This window comes from Microbacterium ureisolvens, assembly GCF_015278315.1.
Taxonomy (GTDB): Bacteria; Actinomycetota; Actinomycetes; order Actinomycetales; family Microbacteriaceae; genus Microbacterium; species Microbacterium ureisolvens.
Genome location: NZ_JADIJE010000002.1, coordinates 462,114 through 488,006 on the forward strand (window position 1 = coordinate 462,114; position 25,893 = coordinate 488,006).

General features: G+C 69.9%; 24 protein-coding genes and 1 tRNA gene. 13 read left to right on the forward strand and 12 right to left on the reverse strand.

The features are described from left to right. Positions 1 to 17 precede the first annotated feature (17 nt). Positions 18 to 1,529 (forward strand): L-arabinose isomerase, encoded by a 1,512-nt coding sequence (gene araA, locus IM767_RS04385; RefSeq protein WP_109211742.1) that lies wholly within the window; start codon positions 18 to 20, stop codon positions 1,527 to 1,529. Positions 1,530 to 1,715: 186 nt separating this feature from the next. After that, positions 1,716 to 2,660, forward strand: coding sequence for an aldose 1-epimerase family protein (locus IM767_RS04390; RefSeq protein ID WP_109211741.1), 945 nt, complete (start codon positions 1,716 to 1,718; stop codon positions 2,658 to 2,660). Between the two features lie 74 nt (positions 2,661 to 2,734). Here the strand turns inward: IM767_RS04390 and IM767_RS04395 are convergent, their stop codons facing one another. Then, a complete protein-coding gene (locus tag IM767_RS04395) occupies positions 2,735 to 2,932 on the reverse strand; it encodes a hypothetical protein (RefSeq protein ID WP_109211740.1) in 198 nt (65 codons plus the stop codon). Between the two features lie 125 nt (positions 2,933 to 3,057). Between IM767_RS04395 and IM767_RS04400 the strand changes: the two genes are divergently transcribed. Then, the gene (locus tag IM767_RS04400) at positions 3,058 to 3,441 is read left to right on the forward strand and encodes a DUF5684 domain-containing protein (protein ID WP_109211739.1); all 384 of its coding nucleotides are present in this window, start codon (positions 3,058 to 3,060) and stop codon (positions 3,439 to 3,441) included. 21 nt (positions 3,442 to 3,462) lie between these two features. Here the strand turns inward: IM767_RS04400 and IM767_RS04405 are convergent, their stop codons facing one another. Then, positions 3,463 to 4,311: an SDR family NAD(P)-dependent oxidoreductase gene (locus IM767_RS04405; protein ID WP_194398801.1), complete on the reverse strand. Its 849-nt coding sequence runs from the start codon at positions 4,309 to 4,311 to the stop codon at positions 3,463 to 3,465. A gap of 103 nt (positions 4,312 to 4,414) precedes the next feature. On the opposite strand from IM767_RS04405, the gene IM767_RS04410 reads away from it, so the two are divergent. The 3 genes from IM767_RS04410 (at position 4,415) to IM767_RS04420 (ending at position 5,662) form a co-directional block, all read left to right on the forward strand. Next, positions 4,415 to 5,044 carry an asparagine synthase gene (locus tag IM767_RS04410; protein ID WP_109211738.1) on the forward strand — a complete coding sequence of 210 codons (630 nt, stop codon included), beginning with the start codon at positions 4,415 to 4,417 and terminating at the stop codon, positions 5,042 to 5,044. A gap of 32 nt (positions 5,045 to 5,076) precedes the next feature. Next, positions 5,077 to 5,475 (forward strand): MmcQ/YjbR family DNA-binding protein, encoded by a 399-nt coding sequence (locus tag IM767_RS04415; protein WP_198425646.1) that lies wholly within the window; start codon positions 5,077 to 5,079, stop codon positions 5,473 to 5,475. A gap of 114 nt (positions 5,476 to 5,589) precedes the next feature. Then, positions 5,590 to 5,662, forward strand: a tRNA-Arg gene (locus IM767_RS04420). Between the two features lie 84 nt (positions 5,663 to 5,746). On the opposite strand, the gene IM767_RS04425 is transcribed toward IM767_RS04420, so the two are convergent. Further along, entirely contained in the window at positions 5,747 to 6,187 is a 441-nt protein-coding gene (locus tag IM767_RS04425; RefSeq protein ID WP_239453454.1) for a pyridoxamine 5'-phosphate oxidase family protein, read from the reverse strand. Between the two features lie 294 nt (positions 6,188 to 6,481). Here IM767_RS04425 and IM767_RS04430 point away from each other — a divergent pair, with 294 nt between their 5' ends. From IM767_RS04430 to IM767_RS04440, 3 genes are all read left to right on the forward strand, one after another. After that, positions 6,482 to 7,117 carry a hypothetical protein gene (locus IM767_RS04430; protein ID WP_162564380.1) on the forward strand — a complete coding sequence of 212 codons (636 nt, stop codon included), beginning with the start codon at positions 6,482 to 6,484 and terminating at the stop codon, positions 7,115 to 7,117. Positions 7,118 to 7,140: 23 nt separating this feature from the next. After that, positions 7,141 to 7,686, forward strand: a complete 546-nt coding sequence (locus tag IM767_RS04435) for a hypothetical protein (protein ID WP_109211735.1) — start codon at positions 7,141 to 7,143, stop codon at positions 7,684 to 7,686. 494 nt (positions 7,687 to 8,180) lie between these two features. Continuing rightward, positions 8,181 to 8,723, forward strand: a complete 543-nt coding sequence (locus IM767_RS04440) for a hypothetical protein (protein WP_109211734.1) — start codon at positions 8,181 to 8,183, stop codon at positions 8,721 to 8,723. Between the two features lie 58 nt (positions 8,724 to 8,781). Here IM767_RS04440 and IM767_RS21140 read toward each other — a convergent pair whose 3' ends face one another. Genes IM767_RS21140 through glnT form a run of 8 tightly spaced genes read right to left on the reverse strand, consistent with a single transcriptional unit; the run spans position 8,782 to position 16,720 of the window. After that, the gene (locus IM767_RS21140; protein WP_109211733.1) at positions 8,782 to 9,378 is read right to left on the reverse strand and encodes a helix-turn-helix domain-containing protein; all 597 of its coding nucleotides are present in this window, start codon (positions 9,376 to 9,378) and stop codon (positions 8,782 to 8,784) included. Beyond that, positions 9,375 to 10,625: an allantoate amidohydrolase gene (locus IM767_RS04450; RefSeq protein WP_109211732.1), complete on the reverse strand. Its 1,251-nt coding sequence runs from the start codon at positions 10,623 to 10,625 to the stop codon at positions 9,375 to 9,377. Before IM767_RS04450 ends, IM767_RS21140 begins: the two co-directional genes overlap by 4 nt. Then, the gene (locus IM767_RS04455) at positions 10,622 to 11,755 is read right to left on the reverse strand and encodes an FAD-dependent oxidoreductase (RefSeq protein ID WP_109211731.1); all 1,134 of its coding nucleotides are present in this window, start codon (positions 11,753 to 11,755) and stop codon (positions 10,622 to 10,624) included. The genes IM767_RS04450 and IM767_RS04455 overlap by 4 nt, the downstream gene beginning before the upstream one ends. Before the next feature lie 10 nt (positions 11,756 to 11,765). Beyond that, on the reverse strand, positions 11,766 to 12,335 hold the full coding sequence (locus tag IM767_RS04460; protein WP_109211730.1) for a HutD family protein: 570 nt from the start codon (positions 12,333 to 12,335) through the stop codon (positions 11,766 to 11,768). 4 nt (positions 12,336 to 12,339) lie between these two features. Continuing rightward, positions 12,340 to 13,662 (reverse strand): FMN-binding glutamate synthase family protein, encoded by a 1,323-nt coding sequence (locus IM767_RS04465; RefSeq protein ID WP_109211729.1) that lies wholly within the window; start codon positions 13,660 to 13,662, stop codon positions 12,340 to 12,342. Between the two features lie 25 nt (positions 13,663 to 13,687). Further along, the gene (locus IM767_RS04470) at positions 13,688 to 14,389 is read right to left on the reverse strand and encodes a GltB/FmdC/FwdC-like GXGXG domain-containing protein (RefSeq protein WP_109211728.1); all 702 of its coding nucleotides are present in this window, start codon (positions 14,387 to 14,389) and stop codon (positions 13,688 to 13,690) included. Further along, positions 14,386 to 15,312: a class II glutamine amidotransferase domain-containing protein gene (locus IM767_RS04475; protein WP_109211727.1), complete on the reverse strand. Its 927-nt coding sequence runs from the start codon at positions 15,310 to 15,312 to the stop codon at positions 14,386 to 14,388. Before IM767_RS04475 ends, IM767_RS04470 begins: the two co-directional genes overlap by 4 nt. Positions 15,313 to 15,349: 37 nt before the next feature. Further along, on the reverse strand, positions 15,350 to 16,720 hold the full coding sequence (gene glnT, locus IM767_RS04480; RefSeq protein WP_109211726.1) for a type III glutamate--ammonia ligase: 1,371 nt from the start codon (positions 16,718 to 16,720) through the stop codon (positions 15,350 to 15,352). Positions 16,721 to 16,986: 266 nt separating this feature from the next. Between glnT and IM767_RS04485 the strand changes: the two genes are divergently transcribed. The 3 genes from IM767_RS04485 (at position 16,987) to IM767_RS04495 (ending at position 21,828) form a co-directional block, all read left to right on the forward strand. Then, the gene (locus IM767_RS04485) at positions 16,987 to 18,285 is read left to right on the forward strand and encodes an ammonium transporter (RefSeq protein WP_194398802.1); all 1,299 of its coding nucleotides are present in this window, start codon (positions 16,987 to 16,989) and stop codon (positions 18,283 to 18,285) included. 141 nt (positions 18,286 to 18,426) lie between these two features. Further along, complete coding sequence (locus tag IM767_RS04490; RefSeq protein ID WP_109212317.1) at positions 18,427 to 19,263, forward strand: alpha/beta fold hydrolase; 837 nt, start codon at positions 18,427 to 18,429, stop codon at positions 19,261 to 19,263. A gap of 162 nt (positions 19,264 to 19,425) precedes the next feature. Further along, positions 19,426 to 21,828 (forward strand): beta-galactosidase, encoded by a 2,403-nt coding sequence (locus IM767_RS04495; protein WP_109212318.1) that lies wholly within the window; start codon positions 19,426 to 19,428, stop codon positions 21,826 to 21,828. Positions 21,829 to 21,855: 27 nt separating this feature from the next. On the opposite strand, the gene IM767_RS04500 is transcribed toward IM767_RS04495, so the two are convergent. Further along, positions 21,856 to 22,746 (reverse strand): AraC family transcriptional regulator, encoded by an 891-nt coding sequence (locus IM767_RS04500; RefSeq protein ID WP_109212331.1) that lies wholly within the window; start codon positions 22,744 to 22,746, stop codon positions 21,856 to 21,858. Between the two features lie 124 nt (positions 22,747 to 22,870). On the opposite strand from IM767_RS04500, the gene IM767_RS04505 reads away from it, so the two are divergent. After that, on the forward strand, positions 22,871 to 25,855 hold the full coding sequence (locus IM767_RS04505; RefSeq protein ID WP_109212319.1) for a DUF5107 domain-containing protein: 2,985 nt from the start codon (positions 22,871 to 22,873) through the stop codon (positions 25,853 to 25,855). The last annotated feature ends 38 nt before the right edge of the window (positions 25,856 to 25,893 follow it).

A 25,893-nucleotide genomic window follows, 5' to 3' on the forward strand; every position in this document is an offset into this window, starting at 1 on the left:
TCCACGAAGGAATCCTCATGACCCGCACACCCCTGTCCACCTCGCTCGACGCCTACGAGATCTGGTTCGTCACCGGCAGCCAGACGCTGTACGGCGACGAGACCCTCCGCCAGGTCGCCGAGCAGTCGCAGGCCGTCGCGGCCGGCCTCGAAGGACTCCCCGTCAAGGTGGTGTGGAAGCCCGTCCTCAAGGACTCCGACTCCATCCGCCGCCTCGCGCTCGAGGTCAACGCGCGCGACGAGGTCATCGGCGTCGTGGCGTGGATGCACACCTTCAGCCCCGCGAAGATGTGGATCGCCGGCCTCGACGCGCTGCAGAAGCCGCTCCTGCACCTGCACACGCAGGCCAACGTCGAGCTGCCGTGGGCCGACATCGACTTCGACTTCATGAACCTCAACCAGGCCGCGCACGGCGACCGCGAGTTCGGGTACATCCAGACGCGCCTGGGCGTCGCGCGCAAGACCGTCGTCGGCCACGTGTCGAACCCGGCCGTACGCCAGCAGGTCGAGGACTGGCAGCGCGCCGCCGCGGGCTGGGCGGCCTCGCGCACGCTCAAGCTCGCGCGCTTCGGCGACAACATGCGCTACGTCGCCGTCACCGAGGGCGACAAGACCGAGGCCGAGCTGCGGTTCGGCGTGCAGGTAAACACGTGGGGCGTCAACGAGCTGGTGGCGGCGGTCGAGGCCGCACCCGAGGAAGACGTCGACGCCCTCGTCGAGGTGTACCTCGCGGAGTACGACGTCGCGCCCGAGCTGCTGCCCGGCGCCGACCGACACCAGTCGCTGCGAGACGGCGCGGCGATCGAGCTCGGCCTGCGGTCGTTCCTCGAGGAGGGCGGCTTCGGAGCCTTCACGACCTCGTTCGAGGACCTCGGCACGCTGAAGCAGCTGCCGGGTCTCGCCGTGCAGCGCCTGATGGCCGAGGGGTACGGCTTCGGCGCCGAAGGCGACTGGAAGACCGCGATCCTGGTGCGCGTCGCCAACGTCATGGGCGCGGGCCTCCCCGGCGGTGCGAGCCTCATGGAGGACTACACCTACGACCTCGTCGCGGGCGACGAGAAGATCCTCGGTGCGCACATGCTCGAGGTCTCGCCCTCGCTCACGACCGCCAAGCCCCGCCTGGAGGTGCACCCGCTCGGCATCGGCGGCAAGGACGACCCGGTGCGCCTGGTGTTCACGGCCGACCCGGGCCCGGCGCTCGTCGTCGCGATGAGCGACATGCGCGACCGCTTCCGCCTGGTGGCCAACGTCGTCGAGAACGTCGACGCGCCCGATCTGCCGCAGCTGCCCGTCGGCCGCGCCGTCTGGAAGCCGGCGCCCGACTTCGCGACGAGCGCCGCGTGCTGGCTCACCGCCGGCGCCGCGCACCACACGGTGATGACCACGGCGGTCGGCATCGATGTGTTCCGCGACTTCGCCGACATCGCCGGCACCGAGCTCGTCGTGATCGACGAAGACACCACGGTCCGCGGCTTCCAGCGCGAGCTGCGCTGGAACCAGGCCTACTACCGGCTCGCGCAGGGCCTGTAAGCCCGGCCCGCGAATCCCGGTCTCGGCGAGACCGGGGTTCCGCGCCGAAACCGTGGCCGAGGCGCCCGGTCTCGGCGCGACCCCCCGGTCTCGAGGCGCACACCTACCGACTCCGCGGGTTCGAAGCACGCCGAACCTCGCCGCTACTCTGGTTGGCGGCATCCCCTCATTCCGCAAGGAGCCCCTATGGCACGTCCCCCCGCATCCGGAACCCAGCACGCGCTCCGCGCCGGCGACTACGAGGCCGTCGTCGCGAGCGTCGGCGCGACGCTGCGCTCCCTCACCTATCGCGGCCGCGACCTCGTGGTGCCGTTCGACGCCGATGAGGTGCGCCCCGCGCACCGCGGCGCGACGCTCGCCCCCTGGCCGAACCGCATCGTCGACGGGAAGTACTCGTTCGGCGGACGCGACTTCCAGCTGCCGGTCACCGAGCCGGCCCGCTCACACGCGCTGCACGGTCTCGCGACGTGGCTCGACTTCGAGGCGGTCGACAAGGGTCCCGACCACGTGACGCTGGCCGCCGTCATCCAGCCGCAGACCTTCTACCCGTGGCGCCTCGTGGTCACGACGACGTTCTCGCTCGGGCCGGACGGACTCACGCAGTCCGTCACCGCGCTCAACGAGAGCGACGAACCGGCTCCGTGGGGCACCGCTCCGCACCCGTACCTCGTCGCCGGCGAGGGCCGCGTCGACGGCTGGACGCTCGAGCTCCCCGCCGGCGAGGTGCTCCAGGTCACGCCCGACCGTCTCATCCCGACCGCCCTCGTGGCCGTCGACGCCGAAGACCCGGGGCGTTTCGACTTCCGCTCCCCGCGTCAGATCGGCGCCGCCGAGATCGACCACGCGTACTCGGGCCTCGTCCGTGACGCGGACGGCACCACGACGGTGCGGGTGACGGATGCCGCGGGCTCCGGTGTCGAGATGTCGTGGGACGCGGTCTGCCCGTGGGTGCAGATCCACACCGCCGACAAGCCCGACGCCGCGCAGAGCCGCCTGGGTCTCGCCGTCGAGCCGATGACGTGCGCGCCCGACGCGTTCAACGCCGGGTCGTACGACTACGACGCCGGGCTCACAGTCATCGAGCCCCAGGCATCCGTCACCGCGTCGTGGCGCATCGCGGCGATCGACTGATCCCCACGATCCTCCCCTGATACGACGAAGGCGGAGCCGGCCCCCCGGGCGGCTCCGCCTTCCTCGTGCGCGAGTCAGCTGTCTCGCAGATCTTCTTTGATGTCGTTGCGCGTCTTCACCGAGTCGCGCTCCGCTTCGGCCTTGCGCACTTCGGCGTCGGCCTTCATCTCGTCGACTTTGTCCCCGACTCGATCGGTGGTGTCTTCCCAGGCGTCTTTGATCTTCTCGCCGACGGCCTGAGCCGTCTCCTTCGCGTCGTCCATGAATCCCATCGATCTCTCCTCTCATGAGGGATGACATCGACGTTACGCTCGGGCCTTCGGCCCGTGCAGGGGGTTGCAACGACGCGAGTCGCTTGCTACATGGGTCGGTGCGCCCCGCCCCCTAGGCTGAGCGCATGATCGACGCGAACACCATCACGTCCGGGGCGGATCTGTCCGCCCTGTATTCCGTATCGGGCGTCGTCGGCCTGATCTGGTACATCCTCGTCGCGGTCGCGCTGTGGAAGGTGTTCGACAAGGCGGGGTATCCCGGCATCCTGGCGATCATCCCGATCGTGAACGTCTTCGTGCTGGTGAAGGTCGCCGGCTACTCCGCGTGGCTGGGGCTGCTGTACCTCATCCCGGTCGTCGGCTGGATCTTCAGCATCGTCGTGGCGATCCGCGTCGGGAAGGGCTTCGGCAAGGGCGGCGCCTGGTCGTTCTTCCTGCTGTGGCTGTTCGCGTTCATCGGCTACTTCATCCTCGGCTTCGGTCGCGCCACGTACACCAAGCCCGCCTGACGCAGACCTTCCCGCCGCCGGTCAGCGCACCGGGGTCGTCGTGTCGATCGCGTCGCGGAGCGCACCGCGCATCGGGGCCCAGTAGTGGTTCGGGGTGACGCGGGCGAGCACGTCGACCAGGCGCGCCTCACGGCCGATCATCGTGCGCGCTTTCCGCCGGACGGTCGCCCCGACGATCCGCTCCGCGGCGTCCTCCGGGGCGGTGTGATACATCGCGGCCTGCGCCGACGCGGCGCGCTGGGCGACCGCGGGATCGATCGCCGCCGCGTACCGGCCGTGCAGGATGATCCCGGTCTTCACCCCCGCCGGATACACCGCGCCCACGGTGACCGTCGACCGCTCGAGCTCGTGCCGCAGCGACTCGGTGAAGCCGCGCACGGCGAACTTGCTCATCGCATAGGGGATACGCCCCGCCGGTGCGGCCAGGCCGTAGATCGACACGAGGTGCGTGATGTGGGCAGCAGGCTCTCGGCGCAGGGCGGGCAGCAGCGCCTGCGTGATGTTGACGGTCCCCCACAGGTTCACGTCCATGAGCCACCGCATCTCGGCCATCGTCAGCTGGTCGATGTCGCCGAGCATCGACGATCCGGCGCAGGTCACGAGGGACTGGATGCGGGGGTGGGATGCCTCCACCTCCGTCACGACCGCGGCCACGGCGTCGTCGTCGGTGAGGTCGACGACGTGCGTGGTGTGACCGGTGCCCGCGAGCGTGGAGGCCACCGCGGCGAGGCCGTCGGGGTTGCGGTCCACAAGGGCGATGTGCGCGCCGCGCCGTGCGAGCACGCGGGCGACCTCGGCGCCCATCCCGGCGGCGGCGCCGGTGATGACGGTGGTGCGCTCGCGCACGTCCAGGGGTCGTTGCTTGGCCATCTGCCGCCTCTCGCCGGGGGTCGTCGCCGTCGACGACCCGCGGCTTCGATTCTCGCTGATTCGCGAGGGTCCGCCGGACGCTAGCCTGGTCACGGGAGGTGCGATGGGCAAGACCGCAGAGGCGATCGCCGAAGGGGTGTCCATCGCGTCCGCCGCCGCACGCCTGGCGATCCGCAACCGCATCCTGGTCGAGACGATCGCCCACGACGAGCCCTTCGAGGCGACGGCCTTCGCGCCGTTCGCACGCGAGACCCTCATCGGCCTGGCCGACGAGCAGGACGAGGCGGCCGCCCTCATCAAACGCCAGCGCAAGCGGGCCTGGGGCAAGTTCACCGAGCCCGACGGCACCCACGACTACCGGGATCGCGACATGCGCAACCTGCGCAAGCGCGGCCGCCAGTACTCGGGCGTCGCGCAGGCGCTGCGGCGCATGGCCGACGACCCGCACGTCGTCCGCACACTCATCGAGCAGTCGCGCGACGCCGCGTGGGGAGACGTCGAGGCGAACCTCCAGCGACGGCTGCGCGTCGAGGGCATGCGCCCCGAGCTCGACCCCGACTACGACCGCATGCGCGCCGCCCGCATGCAGTCGATCCGCCTGGTCGACCTCCCGCGCCTGGCTGCGCACAAACGGCACCACGACGATGCGGAGACGGATGCCGCACCCGCCGTCGAACCCGCAGCGCCCTCTCCGCGCGTCTCGGGCATCGACGTGAGCGAGCTCGAGTCCTGACACGCCGGCGGTCGGCGGCGTAGCCTCGAGCCGTGGCCGACGACGCTCCGACGCATCCGATGCAGTTCCCGCCCGACCATCCGCTCACCGAGCGCGTGCGCCGGATCTGCATGGCCTACCCCGAGGCGGCCGAGGTGCAGGCGCACGGTCGGTGCACCTTCCGTGCCGGAAAGCGTCAGTTCGCGATCGTCGGCGTGGCGCACGAGGAGCTGGGCGCGGTGGAGTTCATCCCCGACGATCTCGAGCGACCGGTCCTGCTCGAGCGCGACGATGTCTTCGTGCCGCCGTACGAGGGTGCGTACGGCTGGCTCGCGATCCGCGTGCAGGCGGATGCCGGCGACTGGGAGCTGCTCACCGAGCTCATCGACACCTCCTACCGACGCGTGGCGCTGCAACGCCAGCTGCGGGCACTGGACGGTGCCGACGCCTGACCGGGAGTGCCTCGTCGCGTGGACACGCCCGGGAATCCGGCATCCCGCCCTCGATTCGCGCCACGGGAAACCGTGGGGTATTCTTGACGAGTTGTGCGCGAGAGCGAGCAACATGCGCCCGTAGCTCAATGGATAGAGCATCTGACTACGGATCAGAAGGTTAGGGGTTCGAGTCCCTTCGGGCGCGCACTGTGTTGAGACAGTAATCGGAAGAAGCCCCGTTCAGGGGCTTTTTCTGTTTCTGGCATCTCGGGCTGGCGAGCGTCGGCGGTCAGAGGCTCAGGGCGCTCGGCAGACGCGTTTCGAAGTCGAGGATGTTGACCCACTCGGGCACGATGCGAATTCGACACATCGGATGGCCGCGCAGTTGTGCGACCCACGCTCGTCCTTGTTCCTCGCCGAAGTACCGTTCCGCCGCTGCGGCGTACTCGGGTGCGACGTCATCGAGCATGTCCATCTCCGCGCGCCCACGGATGGAGAGCACACGATAGGGGAACGTATCGGTGTCGATGGTGACCGCAACCTCGGGCCGGCTGTCCAAGACCTTCAGCTTCGGCGCCGCAGGTGGACTCGCCACCACGACGTTCCGACCGTCCCAGTGGAACCAGATGGGCACGACGCGGGGCGTTCCATCGGACCAGTTGTAGGCGAGCCTGGCCGGAAGCGGTGACGCGAGCAGCTGCTGCGCGACCGGATCGTCGAGCAAGGACACATCGTGAGTAGTCGTAGTCATGGCACGCTCCTTCGCTGATGCCGACACTTCGACGGTAATGCTCTCGGTCGACGAAGGAAACACGGCTGCGCGTCACACCGCGCCTCGATCTTCGACGCGCCGGCGAGATGCCGGTCGTCGAGGGAACCTGGCTCAGCCTCGCTGACCACGAGTCGCCTTCGCGACCGTCTTTGGTTCCCTCTCCTGTCGCCCGGTGCGTAAGGGTCGGTCACCGTCCCGTCGCGACGGCGGTCGTACGCGCGCGCACGCTGCCATCATGGGTGCATGGGCGTCATGGGGCGACACTCATTCGCCGACCGGTCACGGCCGTACCGGATCGTGCTGGCAGCCCTCGCAGCGGCGTGGGCGCTGGTCACCCTTCCGTTGCCGCTGAGCGTGTGGGACCCCGGCGGCGGGTTCTGGCCGGAGGACATCACGGTCAACCCGGCCTATCACGCGGCGGTCCGTTGGGCGGGCGACCCGTACATCGTCTTCGGGGCTCTGGCGGGTCTCTCGTTTCTTGCCATCGGCCTGGCCCTGCTGCCGGATCTGCACCGCGCCGGATGGGGCGGAATCACGATGGTGTGGACCATCTTGGCGACCGCACCGATCACTGCGCTCAGCTACCTCAGCACGTCAGCCGACGCGCCGTTGCACTTCATGTGGGGAGCGGAGGCCCTCGGGCTGCTGGCCATCTCACTCACCGGCCTGCTGGCGGCGTTCTCTGCGGGGCGCCGATGGGGGAGGAGCGCGAGGATCCTCCTCGCCTCGACGTTCGTCTTCATCGTGGTTTTCACCATCGGCTTGGGCTACTACCCGCACGGAAGTCTCGTCGGGCTCGGGCTGGTCGCGGCCGCCGTCATCGCCGCGGCGCCGCGCGACCGCGCGTTCGCTGCACCTACCGGCGCCACCGACGGAGGAGTACTCTGACGCGCGGAACTTGGGGGAGGTACATGATGAAGCGGCGACACCAGGTACTGGCCGAAGCCGACACGGAGCCGAACAGTCGGACTCACGGACGCCGATGGGCGGCAGTCGCGATCGCCGGTCTCGTTCTCTCGGCGGCGCCCCCGACCGCGGCGTCCGCGGCCGACTTCGAGATCGTGCTGCCGGCGGGCACCGCGTGCGAATTCGAGCTGCGGGTGACGGGGACCGGCGGACCGGAGACCCGAGAGTTCACCGACCGTGACGGCAACGTCGTCCGCACGCTCACGGCCGGGCGCGGCGCGGAGCTGACCTTCGAGAACGTGGACACCGGTGAGACGGTGGAGCTGGCGGCGAACGGCTCGGTCATCAGCGAGACGCGCAATCCGGACGGTTCGTTGAGCGTCCGCAGCACCGGACACACCGTGCTCATCCTCTTCCCGAGCGATGTGCCGGCTGGTCCGTCGACGACGCTGTACACCGGTCGAGTCACGTACCACGTCGACACCCAGCAGGTATTCACGCTCACCGCCGTCGCCGGCCGCACGCGGGACCTCTGCGCCGATCTCGAGTAGCGAAGGCCGCGCCGTGACGACGCCCTGAGCCTCGTCGTCGAACCGACGTCCCGCGCGCGAGAGCTGGTCCATCAGCGACCGCGCCCGCAACGGCGCGACGCATGTCAGTACGGATGTCGGCCCCTCGACACCTGTCGGCGTCGAGGGGCCGTCGTGCTGTGAAATCGATGGACCCCAAGTCCGGAGAATTCCCCAGCTCCCCCTTGCGCCGGTCAGATCCCAGGACCGGCAGCAGGTCAACACTGTCCGATTCGGGGCCGTCTGTCGAGCGTTGATTCGGAATCGCTGCGGATACGCACGAACGGGCCGTTGCACGCAAGGTCGCTCGGCGGTCCTCGGGACGGACGCGTGCGAGCGGGGGTGTCATGCGCCCGGGCCGCGGAGTACCCTCACCGCCAAGGAGGTCGTCACTGCAGCCGGCCGTCCGGGGGATCAGCGAGAGGCGTGCCGTGACGCGGGCCTTCCGTATCTCTGCTCACCCGAAGGGCACCATCATGTTCAGGAAGCTCACCCTGCCGTTCGCTGCACTCCTCGCCGGAGGCCTTCTCTTCGCCGGAAGCGCTCCGGCGAACGCGGCCGTCGTCGAGCGGTACGACCTCGACTTCTCCGACAGCGGAGTCGCTGAGGACTTCTGCAGCGCCGGACTGCAGCCGACATTCACCTACGAGCAGACCGGAAGCGGAGCGGTCAAGACGCGCGGCGACGAGGTGCTGTGGTTCCACGAAGAGATCAGCATCGTGCGCACGTTCACGCACAACGGGCTGACCGTGACAGACATCCAGCCGAACACGCTCTCCAAAGACCTGAAGATCGTCGACAACGGCGACGGCACACTGACCATCACGCAGCTGCTCACCGGCGGTGGCCGCCTGGTCAGCGAGGAGGGCAAGATCCTGGCCAAGGGTGACGGGCAGGTCCGGCTGCTCCTCGTGATCGACGTCGCGACCGACACCGTGATCAGCGAGGAGCAGATCTTCGGCTCCACCGGCACCAACGACGACTATTGCGCCGCGATCCTCGAGTACTGGGGCCTCTGACCGTCGGTGAGGTGCTGACCGCCGGAAGGCATCCGCCTTACCGTCGGTCGGCCGACGATCAGCGTGAGCGGATCGCCAGGAACCGGATCGGAACCTCGATGAGTTCGACGGGGCCGTGCGCGGCCTCGCCGTCGAGGAGCAGGGCATCGCCCGGCTCCATCTCGTACTCGTAGCCGCCGTGCCCGTACTTCATGCGGCCCTCGAGCATGTAGAGGAACTCGGTGCCGGGGTGCTGGAAGAGAGGGAAGACGTTCGACGCGTCGGTGAGCGTCACGAGGGTCGGCTCGAGCGCGTTCGGGGTGTCTTTCAGCACCCCGAGCATCCGGTACAGGTGCCCGTGCTGAGTTCCGCTGCGTACGCTGACGCTCCCGGCGCCGGCCTTCGTGAACGACGCCTCGCGGTCGCTCGCCGACCCGCGGAACAGGGCGGTGACCGGGATGCCGAAGCCGTCGGCCAGACGCTGCAGCGTGGTGAGCGAGCACGAGGTCGTCGCGGACTCGATCTTCGAGATCATCGCCTTCGACAGGCCGGTGCGCGCGGCGAGGTCGGCTGCGGAGATGCCCTGCTCGGCGCGGTAGCGCCGCACCTGCTGCGCGATGATCGGCTCGAGCACTCCACCCGCGCCGTCGGCTGCTCCGGGGATCGCGGCACTCACCTCGCCATCATATGGTCCGCCCCGACCACGGCCCCGGCGGTCGGAGCGGCCAGCCGCTGCAGCACGTCGGCGAGTGCGACGGCGCCGAGTTCGGCATCCGCGTCCTCCACGAGCTCCTCGGGGGAGTGCGAGATGCCGGTCGGGTTGCGGACGAAGAGCATCGCGGTGGGGACGGATGCCGCGAGCACGCCTGCGTCGTGACCAGCACCTGTGCCCAGTTCCGGGGCGTCGGCGAGGGTTGCGCGGAGGGCCTCGCGCAATCCGAGATCGAAGTCGACCGTGGGGCTCAGCGATTCCTCGCGCACCTCGGCGCGGCACCCTTCGTCGAGCGCCGTCGAGAGGACCCGGTCGCGTGCCTCCGACACGAGCGCTGCCGTCACAAGGTCGTCAGGATGACGGATGTCGATCCAGAAGCGCACCTGCGAGGCGATGACGTTGGTGCCGCCCGGCACGGGCTCGAGGCGGCCCACGGTCGCCCGTGCGTCAGGCGTGCGGCGGGCGAGGTCGCGGATCTCGACGATCATGCGCGCGGCGGCGACCATCGGGTCTCGTCGGTCGTCCATGAGGGTCGTGCCGGCGTGGTTGCCCTGACCGTCGACGGTCACGCGCCAGCGGCCGTGACCGAGGATCGACGAGGCGATCGCAACCGGCTGATCGAGATCGATGAGTCCGCGGCCCTGCTCGACGTGGAGCTCGACGAACGACGAGATGCGCGCGAGCCGCTCGGGATCGGGACCGACGAGCGCCGGGTCGAGCCCATCACGGCGCAGGGCCTCAGCCAACGTGTCGCCCTCGCGGTCGGCGAGAGCCAGCGCGCGCTCCGGGCTGATCGCGCCGCTCATCAGACGCGAGCCCAGGCAAGCGACGCCGAACCGCGAGCCCTCCTCCTCGGGAAACACGGCGATGCCGACGGGCCGCGCGGGCACGACGCCACGGGCCTCGAGCAGATCGACCGCGGCCAGAGCGGATGCCACGCCGAGCGGTCCGTCGTAGCCGCCACCGCCCGGCACCGAGTCGAGGTGGCTGCCGGTGATGACGGCGTCCTCGGAGCTGCCGGCAGGGTTCCACCACGCCCACAGCGTGCCGTTGCGGTCGCGCTCGAGGTCGAGGCCCCGGGCCTCGGCGTGCCCGGTGAACCACTCGCGCAGCTCGCGGTCGGCATCCGAGTATCCGGCCCGGCTGAAGCCGCCGCGCGCCGGATCCGCGCCCACCGCCGCGATCTCGCGCAGCATCCCCGCGACGCTCATGCGCCGGCCAGGGTCGCGAGCGGACGGAAGCGTGCGACCCCGGAGTCCTCGCCGGTGACGAGTCGCGCCGTGAGGTCGCCGAGCAGCGGGGCGAACTTCGCACCGTGGCCGGAGCACGGTGAGAGGATCGTCACGCCCTCGACCCGGTCGATGATGAACTCGTCGGCCGGTGCGTTCGTGAACAGGCACGTCGTTTCGGCGTACGGCTCGGGTACCAGCCCCGGCAGCGCCTCGGCGACGTACGCGACGAGCCGGTCGCGCCGGGCCGGGTCGACGATGCGGTCGTGGTGAAGGGCCGAGCCGATGACGCGCCCGCCGTTGTACTCGGCGACCTTCTGCCCGCGGAAGCCGGCGTCGCGCCCGCCCGGCAGGCCGTACACCTGGATGTCGGGCCGCTTGTTGATGAAGGTCGGCCACGCGGCCTCGGGGTCGCGGTAGGGGAAGTGCAGCGCCTGCTCCTGCCGCACCTCGACCTTCGGGAACGCGTCGAGCGCCTCCTGCGGCAGGCCGAGCCCGCCGAGCAGCGCTGGCAGCCAGCCGCCCGCCGCCACGACCACCTGCGATGCCACCACGGTGTCACCGGACTCCGATTCGACGAGATAGTCCTCGCCGTGGTTGAGCACGCGTGCGGCGGCCCACTCCTGCCTCAGTTCTGCCCCCGCGGCGACGGCGAGGGCGACCATGGTCTTCACCGTCTCCTCCGCGTCGATGACGCCGGCGCTCTCGTGCCACAGCACGGGTCCGTCGAAGGCGAAGCCCGCCCAGCGGGCCGAAGCCTCTGTTGCGGTGAGCAGCTCGTGCGGGATGCCCGCCTCGGCGAGGACCGCCGCCAGCGCCGCGGGCTCGCGCGTGGCCCCGAAGTCGAGCGACCCGGTCGGCGTGATGAGGCGCTCGCCGCGGAGATCCTCGAGTTCGTCCCAGCCGCGGCGCGCCCGCACCATGAGCTCCGTGTAGAACGCGTCGGGATAGGTGTACCGCAGGATGCGCGCCGAGCCGTGCGAGCTGCCCCACTCGTTGGCAGGAGCGCTGCGCTCGAGGATGACGACGTCATGCCCGCGCCGGGCCAGCTGCCAGGCGGTGGCAGCGCCGGCGAGACCGGCGCCGATGATCGCGATCGGGTGGGAAGACATGCGAGGCCTTTCAGGTGTTCGGCTCGTCGCCGGAAGGAGTGAGGATGAATTGCGCGATCAGCGCGGAATCGCAGACGATGCGCCGCTCACGCGGGCTCTGCAGCAGGGCGCTGCCGGGCGGGAGCGGAAGGTCGTCGACCGTCGCTGCTCCCGCCAGCAGCACGGTGAGGGTCGCGGCCGGATCGACGCGCACCGTGCCACGGTGCAGCTCGACGCGGTACGCCGGTTCCGCGAGCCCGCGCTTGACCATGAGATTCACGACCGAGACGCCGCCGCGATCCGCGGTCGCGACGACGCGGGCTTCCCCGCGGAAACGGATGCCGCGCTCTCGCGTCACGCGACGCTCGACGCCGTCGACGGCCAGGGTGACCGTGGGTGCACTCAGCGGGATGAGCACGCGGTCGATGCCGGGAAAGGCCGAGAACGGCATCCGTCCCCGCAGCTCCGCAACGCTCAGCCGCCACGCGAGGCGCTTCGCCAGCACCCGCGTGACGCCGAGGCCGTTCGCCCACGACTCCGAAGAGGCATCGGCGGGCGTGACCACATCCAGGTCGGCGAGTGCGCCCAGGTCGAGAGACATCGCGTCAGCTGCGTCCGGGAATCCAGGACGTGCCGGCCAGCGGCACACCGGCCATCGCTGCGGACTCGACAGTGAGGGCTACGAGGTCCTCGGGCTCGAGGTTGCGCACGTGCGACTTGCCACAAGCACGGGCGATGGTCTGCGCCTCGAGCGTGAGCACGCGGAGGTAGTTGGCGAGGCGGCGTCCGGCGGCGACCGGATCGAGGCGGGCCGAGAGCTCCGGGTCCTGCGTCGAGATGCCCGCGGGGTCGCGGCCGTCTTGGAAGTCGTCGTAGAACCCGGCGGCCGAGCCGAGCTTCGCGTACTCGTCGGCGTAGCGCGGGTCGTTGTCGCCGAGAGCGATGAGGGCCGCCGTGCCGATGGCCACGGCATCCGCCCCCAACGCCAGCGCCTTCGCGACGTCGGCGCCGTTGCGGATTCCGCCAGACACGATCAGCTGCACGCCGGTGCGGTGCACGCCGAGCTCCTGCAGCGCCTGGACGGCGGGGCCGATGGCCGCGAGCGTCGGGATGCCGACGTGCTCGATGAACACCTGCTGCGTCGCCGCGGTGCCGCCCTGCATGCCGTCCAGGACGACCACGTCGGCGCCCGCCTTCACCGCGAGGGCGGTGTCGTAGTAGGGGCGCGAGGCGCCGATCTTGACGTAGACGGGCTTGCGCCAGTCGGTGATCTCGCGGATCTCGGCGATCTTGATGGTGAGGTCGTCGGGTCCGGTCCAGTCGGGGTGGCGGCTCGCCGAGCGCTGGTCGATGCCGATCGGCAGCGTGCGCATGCCCGCGACGCGCTCGGTGATCTTCTGGCCGAGCAGCATGCCGCCGCCGGGCTTGGCGCCCTGGCCGAGCACGATCTCGATGGCGTCGGCCTTGCGCAGGTCGTCGGGGTTCATTCCGTAGCGAGACGGCAGGTACTGGTAGACGAGCGTCTTGGACTGACCGCGCTCCTCGGGCGTCATGCCGCCGTCGCCGGTGGTGGTCGAGGTTCCGGCCTCACTCGCGCCGCGGCCGAGGGCCTCCTTGGCGTTGGCCGACAGCGCGCCGAAGCTCATGCCTGCGATCGTCACCGGGATGTCGAGGTGGATCGGCTCGAGCGCGTTGCGGGCGCCGAGGGTGACGTCGGTCGCGCACTTCTCGCGGTAGCCCTCGAGCGGGTACCGCGACATGCTCGCGCCGAGGAAGAGCAGGTCGTCGAAGTGGGGCAAGGCGCGCTTGGCTCCCCACCCGCGGATGTCGTAGATGCCGGTGTCGGCGGCGCGCTGGATGTCGGCGATGGTGGCGCGGTCGAAGGTCGCGGATTCGCGGAGGCCGAGGGCGGCGAGATCGGTGGTCATGGTTTCTAGCTCCTGAGATCTGGGGTCAGTACGCGCCGGCGTTGTCGACCTTGAAGTGGTAGAGGTTGCGCGCCGAGCCGTAGCGGCGGAACTCCTCGGGCCGTTCGGCACGGCCGGCACGCTCGAGCAGCTCGGCGAGCTCGGCCAGGTGCTCGGGGCGCATCTCCTTCTCGATGCAGTCCGCGCCGAGGGACGCGACCTCGCCGCGCACATAGATCCGCGCCTCGTAGATCGAGTCGCCGAGGGCCTCGCCGGCGTCGCCGCAGACGACCAGTCGGCCGGCCTGCGCCATGAACGCCGACGCGTGGCCGATGCTGCCTCCTACGACGATGTCGACGCCCTTCATCGAGATGCCGCAGCGGGCGCCGGTGTTGCCGTCGACGATCACCAGACCGCCGTGGCCGGTGGCTCCGGTCGACTGCGAGGCGTCGCCGGTCACGCGCACCACACCCGACATGATGTTCTCTGCGAGCCCGACGCCGGCGCTGCCGTGGACGGTCGCGGTGCCGGTCTGATGCATCCCGGCGAAGTAGTAGCCGACGTTGCCCTCGACGGTCACGTCGATGTCGGCGGTGATGCCGACCGCGATGTTGTGGCTGCCGACCGGCGACTCGACGACGAACGCGTCGCCGTCGACGGCGTCGTGCAGCAGCCGGTTCAGCTGCCGCACGCTCGAATCGGCCAGGTCGATCTTCGTCGCCGTGGTTGCGGGGGCGATGAGGGTCATCGGACTGCTCCTTCCAGGACGGGCGCGAGGGCCCAGGTGTACACGACGCCGGGCGACGGCTCGAAGATGCGGGCGTCCTCGACGCCGGGGAGGCCCGCGAGCGCGCGGTACTCCGACGCCATGGCGATCCAGTCGTCGGTCTCGGCGATGATCGCCGGCTTGCAGGCGATGGGGTCGCGGACGACCGCCATGCTGTCGGCGGTGGTGACGACGAGCGTGTAGAAGCCGTCGAACACGCCCTGCAGCGCCTCGAGCGCAGTCTTGAGGTCGTCGCCGTGGCCCATTCGCCACGCGATGAATCGGGCCGCGACCTCGGAGTCGTTCTCGCTGTCGAACTCGACGCCCTCGGCACGCAGCCACCGGCGGATCGAGGCGTGGTTGCTGAAAGACCCGTTGTGCACGAGGCAGAGGTCCTCGGCGACGGTGAAGGGGTGCGCGCCGACCGCGGTCACCGCGGACTCGGTGGCCATGCGGGTGTGCGAGAGCGCCTGGGTGCCGCCGATCTCGGTGAGCCCGTACACGCCGGCGAGCTCGACCGGGTGGCCGACGCCCTTGAGCACGGCCACGTTCGATCCGCGGCCGATGATGCTCTCGCCGGGAAGCGCGGCGCGCACCGCATTCTCGAGAACGGATGCCGGGGCCTCGGCGTTCACGAGCACCGATTCGGCGTACGCGATCACGGTCGGCTCCGCTCCCTCGGGAAGGGCCGCGCGCAGCGCCTCGGCGAGGTCGTCGGGGTCGGCATCCGTGATCACGGTGATCGCGGAGGATCCCTCGGGGGTCAGCCGCTCAGACCCGTAGAGGGCGAGCCCTGCCGAATCGGGGCCGCGCTCGACGATCTCGCACAGCATGCCGTGCATGAGGCCGCCGAGCTGGCCGCGCAGCGCGGGGTTGCGAATCTGCAGTGCAGCGATTCCGCACATGGGTGGTTCCTTTCGTTCGTGACGGATGCCGCGGCGCTCAGTACGCGGTGAGGTAGCGGTCGAGCTCCCACTCGGTGACGGTGTTGTGCCAGCCGAGGAACTCGTCCTCCTTGGCGTCGGCGAAGTACTCGCCGACCCCGTGGCCGCCGTCGTCGAGCGCCTCGCGCAGGACGGCGTCATCGCGGAGCGACTGGACGGCGTGAAGGAGCGTGCGGGGGAGCACGGCGGAGGTCTGGCGGAACTCGCCCGGCCCGCAGGGCGCGCCCGGGTCGGCCGCTCGCTCGATGCCGTCGAGGCCTGCGTGGACCACCGCCGCGAGAGCGAGGTACGGGTTCGCCGAGCCGTCTGCCGCGCGCAGCTCGATGCGGTTCGCGTCGGGCACGCGGATGAAATGCGTGCGGTCATTGCCGCCGTAGGTCGCGTGCTTGGGCGACCACGTCGCTCCCGAGGCGCTCGTCGTCGCGCCGCGGCGCTTGTAGGAGTTGACGCTCGGCGCGAGGAACAGCTGCAGGCCAGGCGCGTGGTCGAGCATGCCCGCGACGAACGAGTAGGCCACCTCTGAGAGCCCGAGGCCCCGCTCGTCGGCCGAATCGGGAAAGACTGGAGCGCCGTCCTCGTTCCACAGCGACAGGTGGAAGTGCAGACCGTTGCCGGCGCGGTCGCTGAAGGGCTTCGGCATGAACGTCGCCGTCATGCCGCGCTGCTCGGCGAGCATGCCGATGAGGTAGCGCAGCGTGATGACGCGGTCTGCCGTCACCAGGGCCTCGTCGTACTTGAAGTTCTGCTCGAATTGGCCCGGGGCATCCTCGTGATCGTTGGCGTAGTTGCCCCACCCGAGCGCGTTCATCGCGTCGCTGACCGCGGCGAGGTGGTCGTACATGCGCGTCACGCCCCGGGCGTCGTAGCAGGAGCGCAGCCCTTCGTCCTTCGCGTCGGCTGCCGTCAGCGTCCCGTCGCTAGAACGGTCGACGAGGAAGTATTCGACTTCGGCGCCGACCTTCGCCGACAGGCCGCGCTCGGCGAGGCGCGCGAGCGCGCGCTTGAGGATGACGCGAGGGGCGTACGGCCACGGCTCGCCGTCGACGTGCGGGTCGCAGTGCACGATCGCAAGGCCTTCGCGCACGAAGGGGATGGGCGCGTACGAGTCGAGGTCGGGCACCGCGATGAGGTCGGCGTCGTGCGGGCGCTGCCCGATGAGGCCCGCGGCGAAGCCTGCGAACCCGAGTTCGCCGGCCTCCAGCTCATCGGCGGCCGAGACGGGAACGAGCTTGGCGCACGGCTTGCCGTTGAGGTCGACGAACACCGCGAGGATGAAGCGGACGTCGTCCGCCAGCGCGCGGTCGCGCAGCGACTGCGGTGCGGTGGGGAGCGTGACGAGGTCACCCCCGGCGAAGGCGGGAAAGGTCATGCGGATCTCCTCAGGTCGGGTTGACTGTTGGTGAAGCGTGTTGATTGAGAGTAACAACACTCGATCACCAGGCGGGTGTCGTCGATGTTTCGCGCGCGTAAAACCCGTCTCAGTCCTTGTCATGCAAGGTTCACGCGACAGAAACCGTGGTCAGAGTTGCGTCTGAAGAAAATGGGTTGCACGGCAGTGATCTGCTGGCAGGCGCAGATCGAAGGCGCACCGCAACCCGGCGGTCCCTCGCAGAAGCCTGCAGAGAGGCTCGCGTCATGGATCAGGGAAACACCACATTCATCCTGCTGTCGGCAGCACTCGTGCTGCTGATGGCGCCCGGTCTGGCCTTCTTCTACGGAGGCCTCGTCAAAGCGAAGAGCGTCATCAGCATGATGATGATGACGTTCGGTGCAGCCGGCCTCGTCGGCGTGCTGTGGGTGATCTACGGCTACGCGATCGCCTTCCCCGGCGCCGACGGGCTCGTCGCGCCCTGGGCGATCGACTGGTCGGCCATCGGGCTCGAGAGCCTCATCGAGGTGCCGGAAGGCGCCGCGTATCCGCCGATGGCCTTCGTGGCCTTCCAGGCGACGTTCGCGATCATCACGGTCGCCCTGATCTCGGGCGCCATCGCCGACCGGGCGAAGTTCGGCTCGTGGATGCTGTTCGCCGCGATCTGGGCGACGGTCGTGTACTTCCCGGTTGCGAGCTGGGTCTTCAACTTCGGCCTCGCCGAGGACGGCAGCTTCGCCTATGGCGGCTGGATCACCTACGGGCTGCAGGAGGTCTTCGGGGTCGGCGTCATCGACTTCGCCGGCGGCACCGCGGTGCACATCAACGCCGGCGCGGCGGCGCTGGCCCTGGCGCTCGTGCTCGGCAAGCGCGTCGGCTTCCGCAAGGGTGCGCACGTTCCGCACAACCCGCCGTTCGTGCTGCTGGGCGCGGGCCTGCTGTGGTTCGGCTGGTTCGGCTTCAACGGCGGCTCCGAGCTCGCCGCCGATGGCACCGCCGCCCTCGTCTACGTCAACACGATCGCCGCGACCGCTGCAGCCCTGCTCGCCTGGCTCGTGGTCGAGAAGGTCAAGGACGGCAAGCCGACCTCGGTGGGCGCCGCCTCCGGCGCCGTCGCCGGTCTGGTGGCGATCACGCCGGCGTGTGCCGCGCTCACCCCGATCTGGGCGATCGTCCTCGGCCTCGTCGCCGGTGCGCTGTGCGCCCTCGCGATCGAGCTCAAGTACAAGTGGGGCTTCGACGACTCGCTCGACGTGGTGGGCATCCACCTCGTCGGCGGCCTCATCGGAACGCTGTACCTCGGCTTCTTCGCCACGGGCACCGGCCTGTTCATGGGCGGTGACGGCACGCAGCTGATCGTCCAGGCGATCGCCGCGTTCGCGGTGCTGGGCTACTCGCTGATCCTCACGCTCGTGATCGGGTTCGTCATCGAGAAGACGCTCGGCTTCCGCGTCAAGAGCGAGGACGAGGTGGCCGGCGTCGACCTGGCCGAGCACGGCGAAGAGGGCTACGTCCTGGACGAGAAGCTGGTCTCCTCAGCAGGCCCGCAGCCCGAGGCCCGCTGAGCGCGCGCGCAGCGGATCCGCGGCTTCGCGGCTGACTCCTCAGTCCGGATGCCGGGTGCCGAACGCACCCGGCATCCGGCGTGCTGGGCGCGGCGCGCCGGGGCGGTTGATGTTGCGGCGGGGCTCTGAGACCGTGATCGCATGACGGATCCGACATCCTCCGCCCCCGCCACCCAGACCGGCTACGTCGAGCTCGGTGAGCTTCGCATGTACTACGAAGTCCACGGCGATCCTGCTGCGGGCACGCCGCTGGTGCTGCTGCACGGCGGTCTGTTCGACATCGAACAGCAGTTCGGCGCGCTCATTCCCGACCTCGCAGCCGGGCGAGAAGTGATCGCGGTCGACTTCCAGGGCCATGGGCGCACCAATGACATCGACCGGCCCTTCTCTGCAGCGGCGTTCGCTGACGACGTGCTGGGCGTGCTCGACCACCTCGGCGTCGGTCGCGCCGACATCTTCGGGTTCAGCGTCGGCGGAGCCGTCGCGCTGGACCTCGCCATCGATCACCCGGAGCGGGTCAGGCGGGTCATCATCTCGTCCACCTCGTTCGCCGCGTCGGGCATGCGCGGGTCCGAGAACGCGGATGCCGTCGGCTCGATGACGGTCGACATGATCGCCGGCACGCCGATGGAGGCGGCGTACCTCGCGAAGTCTCCGCACCCGGACCTCGACCACCTCCAAGCGCTGCTCGACAAACTCGGCGCGACCTATGCAGGCGGGTTTCCTGATCGCACGGAAGCCGAGATCCGCGGGATCGCGGCACCGACGCTCATCACCGTGGGCGACGCCGACATGGTCTCACTCGACCACGCGGTCGAGTTCCTGCGCCTCCGCGGCGGCGACGTGAACGGCGACTTCGTCGGGGTTCCGGCATCCCAGCTCGCCGTGTTTCCCGGCACAAGCCACTTCTTCGGACTCGCACGGACCGACCTCGTCCTCGGTGTGGTCGTTCCGTTCCTCGACGGCGCATCCGCGTAGGCGGCCATCGCGACGGCCGTGCGTCAGCACCGCCGTGCTCACGTCGAGCTCTCCCGGCATCCGCGCCGAACCGCACGGGGAGCGAAGCCCGGCGCTTTGTCCAGGGACGCCGTTGATTCGTCATGGCCACCGCACTCCGGCCCCGCTTAGGTTCGTGGGGTGATGGATCCGTTCGACACCCACCAGCCTCGCCACGACGACCCCGCGCCGATTCTCGACGAGGAGGTACGCGGCGGCGGAAACCGCGTCAGGATCGACGCCCCCGCCCGCGTGGCGCCCGCGCCGCTCGAGATGGGCGACAGCGACGACGCCGCGGAGCGGATCCAGCTCACCACCCGGTATGTGACGCGAAACGGCGAGCCGTGGATCCCCGTGATGGGCGAGTACCACTTCAGCCGCGACCTTCCCGAGAGGTGGGAGCGCGAGCTGCGCAAGATGAAAGCGGGCGGCATCAACGTGCTCGCCACCTACATGCTCTGGATCGTCCACGAGGAAGTCCGGGGTCAGCTTCGCTGGGACGGCCCGCGCGACATCCGCCGTTTCATCGAAATCGCCCACGAGGTCGGCCTCAAGGTGATGCTCCGCATCGGACCCTGGGCGCACGGCGAAGCGCGCAACGGCGGCTTCCCCGACTGGCTGCAGGCTCTGCCGATCGGGCACCGATCGAACGATCCCGCCTACCTCGACCTCGCCCATGGCTGGTACGCCGCGATCGAGGAGCAGGTGCGCGGGCTGTTCCACTCGGCGGAGAATCCCGACGGGCCGATCATCGGCATCCAGGTCGACAACGAGCTCTATGACAACGGCCCGCATCTGGCGACGCTGCGCGAGACGGCCGAGTCCGTCGGCATGCGCGCGAGCCTGTGGACCGCCACCGGGTGGGGTGGCGCCGTGCTGCCCCGTGGTCAGGTGCTGCCGGTCTACGCCGGCTACTCCGACGGGTTCTGGGAAGAGTCCGACACCGGATGGCCCGCCTTCGGCGTCATGCACTTCACCTACAACACCGCGCGCGACGACCTCACCGTCGGTGCCGACCTCCGGGACACGCCCGCGCACCTGGACGCGGACGCCACCCTCGGCGCGGAGGACCCGTGGCCGTTCGTCACCTGCGAGCTCGGCGGCGGTATGGCGGTGGCGTACCACCGGCGTCCGCTCGTCGACCCCGACGATGTCGCCGCTCTCGCGCTGACGAAGGTCGGCAGCGGATCAGCCTGGCAGGGCTACTACATGTACCACGGCGGCACCCAGGTCATCGGTGAGCTCTCCACGACACAGGAGTCCCAGGCGACCGGCTATCCGAATGACGCGCCGGTGCGCGACTACGACTTCTTCGCACCCCTGGGCGCCGTCGGCACGCAGCGACCCCACTTCCACAAGCTGCGTCAGCAGCACCTCATGCTCGACGCGTTCGGCTCGGCGCTCGCGACCGCGCCGGCCACCATCCCGGCGCAGCAGGACGGCGGACCGCGCTGGTCGGTCCGCGGCGACGAGGAGCGGGGCTTCCTCTTCGCCAACAACCACCAGCCGGCGATCGCAGCGCTTCCCGCGCTGGAGGATGTGCAGTTCACGGTCGAGTTCGCGGACCGCGACGTGGTGATTCCGTCCGCGCCGGCCACGCTCGCAAGCGGCTCCTACTTCGTCTGGCCGCTGCGTCAGCGCTACGGCGACGTGCCGGGTCTGAGCGTGACGGCACAGCCGATCACCCAGCTCTCGGTCGATGGCCGCACCGTCGTGCTGTTCGCAGCCGTCGACGGCATCGCCGTCGAACTCCACGTGGAGGGCGTGCCCGCCGACGAGATCTCCGGCGCCGATGTGCGGATCGCAGACGGTGTCGTCATCGCCACGCCTCGCGTGGTTCCCGGCATCGACTGCGAGGTTCACGTCGGGGACTCCATTCTGGTGTTCCTCGATCGCGACACCGCGGAGTCCGTCTGGCGAGGCGACGTCGACGGGCGTGACACGGTCGTCATCTGGCATGGCCAAGGATGGTTCGACGGTGCCTTCCGGGCCGTGCTGACGGAGACGGACGCCGTGCTCGACGCGGTGCCGCCGCTGCAGGGCGACGACCTCGTCGTGATGCCCTGCGCCGGGTCGGTGTTCACGCGTTACGCGACACCGGCGGCTCCGGCATCCGTCTTCCTCGATGTCTCTCCCTTCGAGGGCGACCCGCTCGCCCCGATCCGCCAGGGAGGGTCGTCCAGCCGGTACTCTGCTCCGACGGACGAGGACTTCGCCCAGGCCGCGGTGTCGCACGTGACGGTTCCCGAGCGGGCCTTGGAGGGCGAGCAGGCGATTCTCACGCTGGACTGGACCGGAGACGTCCTCCGTGCGTACATCGGCGACGAACTGATCGCGGATCAGTACTGGTACGGACGACCCCTCGAGATCGACCTGGCGCCGTACCGTGCCGCGCTCGCACATGCACCGCTGACCCTCAAGGCTTTCGCCTGGTCCCCGACGACGGGCGTGTATGTGGACGCTCGTGTTCGGCCATCGGGGGAGGAGCCCGCACTCGAGCTCCGCTCTGCGGCGGTGCGAGGGCTCCGGACGGCCTCGTTCCGCTGACTCCGGCATCGCCGGGGTGCAGCGCCGTCAACCTTTGTGCTGCGCCCTGTATTGCGTGGGGTTGACGCCGTGTACACGGCGGAAGTGGCGCGAGAAATACAGGGGGTCCGCGTATCCCACCGCGGTGGCGACCTCGGCCACGCTCGCCGTCGTGGTGTCGAGCAGCCTCCGCGCGCGCGCCATCTTGATCGAGGTGTGAAACGCCCCCGGACCGCTCCCGGTCGCCCGGCGGAACAGTGCGCTCAGGTGTGAGGGGGACATCCCCACCATGGCGGCCAGCTCACCCACCTGGATGTTGCTGTCGACGCGAGCCTCGAGGAAATGCATGGCTCGTTCGAGCGGGGAGCCCTCGGCGGGCAGGATGCTGTCCGCCACGACACGGGTCAGCAGCTGCCAGGCGATGCCGGACGCCGCGAGCAGGTGCGCGGGGGACTGGCGGCGTTCGAGGAGGCTCACCAGCTCGTCGAAGAGCGCGACCACCCCTTCGACGGCGCGAAGCCGAGTCAGGGGATGGGGGATGCCGAGCACTGGCCCGGTGAGCTCGGCGACGTCTGTTCCTCGCACGTGTATCCACCAGATCGTCCATGGATCATCGAGCGACGCCTGATACTCGTGCGCCTGATTCGCTGCGATGGTCATGCAGGCCCCCGGCGTGAGCGAGTAGACATCGCCGGCGATCCTGACTTCGCCGGCGCCGGCCACGCAGAGGATGACGATCGTCTCGGGAGCGCCCTTGGCTCGAACTCGCCGGTGACCCGATGCGGCGGGGAAGTAGCCGACGTCGGTGACGGTCATGCGCCGGGTCACCGCGCGCCCGAGGGCGGCCTCGACCTGAGGGCGGGGGACCACGCAGAGACGTTGGTTGTCGAAGCCGTCCCTGCGGTAGAAGGGGGCAGCGGTAATCAGTGTTTCGTCCATGAACGTCCTCGTTCTCACCATACCTTCCCGTGTGATCCGCTCTTAGCGTTTATATGCTCGCGTCATCTGCGGGCGATCACGCACGCACCCGGCCCGCCGCCGCAGTCTCCCAAGGAGGTCAGCGATGACCGCTGAACGGACGGACCTCGACCCCGTGAACGAAGCCACGGTCGTCGATGATTCGCACGAACCCCTCGAGAAGCTCCAGCTTCCCGATGTCCCCGCCGACCTCGAAGAGGCGCTCCGGCGCGGAGAGGCGGTCGCGTGGCGCGAGCCGCTGACGATCCGCACTTATGAGGCGGGCGCGCCGAGTCGGTATCCGATGTTCCTCGACCACCGCGTGTATCAGGGGTCCAGCGGCAAGGTCTACCCCATCCCCTTCACCGAGAACGTGTCCGACCACGCGTCCTCACGGACGTGGGATGCCGTCCACCTCGAGAACGCGTACGTACGCGTCGTCGTCCTTCCCGAGCTCGGCGGCCGCATCCACGTCGGCTATGACAAGACGACGGGCTACGACTTCTTCTACCGCAACAACGTCATCAAGCCGGCTCTCGTGGGACTCGCGGGCCCGTGGATCTCGGGCGGCGTCGAGTTCAACTGGCCGCAGCATCACCGTCCGGCTACCTACCTTCCCGTGGAGACCGTCATCGAGAGGGACGATGACGGCACGGTCACCGTCTGGTGCCACGACCACGACCCGTTCGCTCGGATGTCGGCGCAGCACGGGGTACGTCTCCGCGCGGACAGCTCCGTGGTCGAAGTCGCCGTCCGGCTGCACAATCGCACGGACGAGCGTCAGACCTTCCTGTGGTGGGCGAACGTCGCCGCGCGCGTGCACGACGAGTATCAGTCCTTCTTCCCGGAGGACGTGCGCTACGTCGCCGACCACGCACGCCGCGCGCTGACCGCGTTCCCCGCGGCGGACCGGCCCTATTACGGGGTCGACTATCCCGCGCTCGCCGAGCGAGATCCTGCTGCGAACCGGATCGACTGGTACCGGAACATCCCCGTCCCCACCTCGTACATGATCGTGGATTCGACGGAGGACTTCTTCGGCGGCTACGACCACGCCGCCGGCGCCGGCTTCGTGCACTGGGCGGAACGCCGCGTCTCGCCGGGCAAGAAGCAGTGGACGTGGGGCGACGCACCGTTCGGCCACGCCTGGGACGCTCAGCTCACCGACGCCGACGGGCCGTACATCGAGCTGATGGCCGGCGTCTACACCGACAATCAGCCGGACTTCTCCTGGCTGCTCCCGGGTGAGACCAAGGTCTTCACGCAGTACTGGTACCCGATCCCCGCGATCGGCCCCGCCCACCAGGCCACCCCCGACGCGGCGGTTCACGTCGACCGGGGGGCGCGCCCCTCCGCGTCCTTCGCGGTCACCCGGCCGCAGCGCGGGGCCGTGCTGCGTCTGCTCGACGCCGGCGAGGTCATTGCCTCGCGGACGGCGGACCTCGTTCCGGGTGTGCCGGCCAGGTTGGAGGCCGGCGCCGCGTTCTCCGGCGACGCGCTCGCTGCCGAGCTGCTCAGCGCAGCCGGGCAGGTGCTGGTCCGCTGGACCCCGGCCGTCGTGGGGGACGAGGAGCCGTGGGTGGCCGACGAGCCGCCGTTGCCGGGTGATGTCGAGTCCGTCGAGGAGCTCTATCTCACTGGAGTGCACCTGTCCCAATATCGGCACCCCACCCGGTCGCCGCTGCCCTATTGGGAGGCTGCTCTCCAGCGCGATCCCGGCGATGTGCGCACCAACCTCGCGCTCGCCGACCGGGACTATCGGGCGGGAGAGTACGGCTCGGCACTCGAGCGGATCGAGGTGGCCTTGAGACGTCTCACCCGCCGCAACGCGAACCCCACCGACGCGGAGGCGTTCTACCTGCACGGCCTCGTGCTGCAGCGCCTCGGCCGAACGGCCGAGGCAGAGCGGTCATTCGGCAAAGCGGGGTGGGACGGCACCTGGGCCGCGGCCGCGGGCCACGCACTCGCGCGGTCGCTCGCCCACGGCGGGCAGAACCGCGCCGCACTGCGGGTGCTGGACTCTCTCGACGGCGTCGTCGGCCATGACACCCGCCGCATCGCGTTGCGCGTGATCGTGTTGCGGCGCCTCGGGGCGCACGCCGACGCCGACGCCGCGATCGGCTCGGCCCTGCGTGCCGACCCTCTCGACGCCACGCTGCGCGTACTGGCGGGACGACCGGTCGGCGACGACGCCGGACTGCTGCTCGATGTCGCCCTCGACCTTCGCAACGCGGGCGCCTTCGACGAGGCACTGCGATTGCTGCGCCGGGTCGGGGATCTGCCGCTCACCCCGGCCGGAAACGTCCGACCGATCGCGCATTACATCGCGGCGGCGATCCACGACCGGCGCGGGGATGGCGGCAGCGCGGCATCCGAGCGTGCGATGGCGCGTTCCAGCGACCTCACCTGGGCTTTCCCACACGGACTCGACGCGCTCGACGCGCTCGAGGAGGCGCTCGCAGCGGAGCCTGACGACGCGGTCGCACATTCGCTCCTCGGCATGCTGCTTTACGCGCACGGCCGACGCGGCGAAGCGGGCGCACATTGGGAGACGGCGATCGGCCTCGGCAGGGTCGACCCCGTTCTGTTCCGCAACTCCGCGCTCGCTTCGTACAGCATCGCCCACGACGACCAACGGGCATGGGAGCGATACGAGTCGGCGATCGAAGCCGCACCCGAGGACGCACGTCTTCGCTACGAACAGGACCAGCTCGCGATCCGTCTCGGGCGACCGGGGCACGAGCGACTGGCCCGCCTGCGCCCCATCGAGAGCCTCGTCCTCACTCGCGACGACTTCGCCATCGAGTACGTCCAGCTTCTCGCCGCTCATGGCGATGCCGCGCGCGCGCACGAGATTCTGCGGACTCGCTCGTTCCACCCGTGGGAAGGCGGCGAGGGTCGCGCCATCGCCGCATGGGACGCGACGCTCGAAGCCCTCGGTCTGCCGCGCGCGGACCCGCCCGCGACCCTCGGTGAAGCGCGGGCCACCTACGGGGCGCCGGCCGCCCGGCGAGAAGACGGCGTCACCGACTACTTCGCCACCAGCCTTCCTGACCTGCTCCTGTTCTCGCGGGAGCACGCGGACGACTGACGCTGCCGCCGCGGCGACCCGGCCGGGGGCCGGGCCGC